At 26.8% G+C, this 2,283-nt stretch carries 3 protein-coding genes; 1 reads left to right on the top strand and 2 read right to left on the bottom strand.

Annotated features, from left to right (window positions below):
* Together AC8IGH_RS05450 and ubiA are read right to left on the bottom strand one after the other, a co-directional pair.
* Window positions 1–1,127, bottom strand: a 1,127-nt coding sequence (locus AC8IGH_RS05450) for a TldD/PmbA family protein (RefSeq protein ID WP_507419698.1), incomplete at its 3' end; no start/stop codon positions are given.
* Complete coding sequence (gene ubiA / locus AC8IGH_RS05445; RefSeq protein ID WP_507419697.1) at window positions 1,120–1,986, bottom strand: 4-hydroxybenzoate octaprenyltransferase; 867 nt, start codon at window positions 1,984–1,986, stop codon at window positions 1,120–1,122. The genes ubiA and AC8IGH_RS05450, both read right to left, overlap by 8 nt.
* A 37-nt stretch (window positions 1,987–2,023) precedes the next feature.
* Here ubiA and AC8IGH_RS05440 point away from each other — a divergent pair.
* Window positions 2,024–2,283, top strand: a 260-nt coding sequence (locus AC8IGH_RS05440) for an RNA methyltransferase PUA domain-containing protein (protein WP_507419696.1), incomplete at its 3' end; no start/stop codon positions are given.

Genomic DNA, 2,283 nt, shown 5'->3' with positions numbered 1-2,283 from the left:
CCTGTTACGCTGTTAAATCCAGAGCCAAATAATTCAGTTATATAAACTCCTTTTTTAATATCTTTTATTAAGTCTGTTTTTGTTAATTTTCCATTTTCAAAATAACAATTTGTTGTTCCACCACACCTTCCATTAGATTTTTTAGATAACATTTTTCCAGAATAAGTGTCTAAAATTATTTCATTTAGTTTACCATTTTTTATTAATTTTAATTTTTCACAAGTTACACCTTCAGAATCAAAAGTTTTCGACCCCAGACCTTTTTTGATTAACGGATCATCAATTACGTTAATATTCTCTTGAAACAAAATCTCTCCTATATCACCTTTAATAAAACTTACTTTTCTAGCTAAATTATGTCCAGAAATGGACGATATTAAATGAGATAAGAAACTTGAGGATACTCTTGGTTCAAATATGCCAGGTCCTGTAAAAGAATTTATTTTTTTCGGATTTAATCTGGCACTTGCTTTTTCTGCAGCCATTTTTCCAATAACTCTTGGTTTAGTTAAATCACAAAAGAATCTTTTTGAAGAATATTCATAATCTCTCTCCATACTCTCATCTTCTTTTGCAAGAACATCACATGAAACACTAAAAATGGATGACTTTCTTCCACTAGAAAAACCATTAGAATTTTTTAGTATAAAATTTGATTTAGACTCGGTAAATGAAACTCCATTAGAATTAAATATTTTTTTTTGAGCCAATGCTTCAGCTTCGCATTCAGAGATATAGCTTTTCTTAGTCTCATAAGAGATTATTGAATTATCAAATAAATCTAGATCAATGTGATCTTTTCTTAGATTTTTATTTTCTGGAAGGCCACAATATTTGTCCTCGGGAGTGTTTTTTGCCATTTCGTAACATCTAACAACGGCTTGTTTGATATTGTTTTTGGTTAAATTAGACGTTGAGATCGAAGATTTTTTTTGTCCGATGTAAGCAGTTAGACCAATACTAATATCTTCAGATCGTGTGACTTCTTCAATTTTTCCATTTCTTTGCAACATGTCTTCAGAAATTGAATGGGCCACTATTACTTCAGAGTCTGTTGATCCAATTTTTTTTAATTCATCAATACAATATTCGCCAAGATTATTTAAAAAAGAATTATCTTTAAGCATTATAGATTTCTAAAAAAAATATTAAAAACACTAAGATTCCAAAAGAATTGTTGCTATTAAAAACTTTTTGAATTTTTGCTTTATTATTAGATTTTATTTTTTCAATCATTAATATCTGGTAAGCTAAATGCAAGGCTGCAGCTGCTATTAAGATAAAATATAAAAAAGATCTATTTGTTAAGAATCCTAAAGCAATCAAAAAAGTTATTAATGAGATATAACAAAAACATAGAAAATTTTTTATGTCATGTTTAAATTTAATTGCTGTGGATTTGACTTTAATTTTTAAATCATCACGCTTATCTTGTAATGCATAGATTGTATCATATCCTAAAGTCCAAAAGATTCCCGCCATATACAAAATAATAGTTTCGATTGTTAGACTTTCAAAGAATACTGACCAACCAAGTAATACACCCCAATTAAATGTAAATCCAAGAAATAACTGAGGCCAAAATGTTATTCTTTTCATAAAAGGGTAAGTTATAATTAATAGTCCAGAGGATAGACCAAGTATTTTAGAAAAATTATTAAACTGAAATAATATTATAAATGCTGGTATTAGAAGCAATAAGATAACCAGCCATGCAGTTTTAATTTTTATTTTTCCTGAAGCTATTAAGCGGTTTTTTGTTCTTTGAACTTTGATATCTATTTTTTTATCGACAATGTCATTATAGACACAGCCAGCACTTCTCATAATTATTGAACCGATAAAAAATAGAATTAAGTATTTAATAAATAGATAATTATTAACAACAAACCATTGAGTCATCGCTAAACTCCAAGCGCATGGCCAGAATAGTAAAAAAATTCCAATTGGTTTATTTAATCTTAATAAATTAGCAAATCGGTACATTTTGTAAAAATTAGATAATTTAGTTACAATAACAGTTATGTCTTTAAAAGTAAGAATTTATTTGGATAAAAAATTAAACTTAGATTTAGATTTAATTTTAGAAAAAGAAGATGCCCATTATTTAAAGAATGTGATGCGATTAAGAGAAGGAGATAATGTTTTTCTATTTAATTCTAAAGATGGAGAATTTAAAGCTGAAATTATAAATTCTGATAAAAAAAATACAAAAGTAAAACTAATCTCAAAAATTGAAAATATAAATAAACCAAGCAAGATATCTTTAATATTTTCTTTAAT

Source organism: Candidatus Allofontibacter sp., from assembly GCF_038145245.1.
GTDB lineage: Bacteria > Pseudomonadota > Alphaproteobacteria > Pelagibacterales > Pelagibacteraceae > Fontibacterium.
Note: the sequence above shows the minus strand (reverse complement) of the source record. Positions and strands in the feature narration are given on the sequence as shown.

What these genes read in the sequence shown, in the direction of transcription:
- ubiA (WP_507419697.1), bottom strand. Translation starts at nt 1,986, where the DNA reads ATGTACCGATTTGCTAATTTATTAAGATTAAATAAACCAATTGGAATT.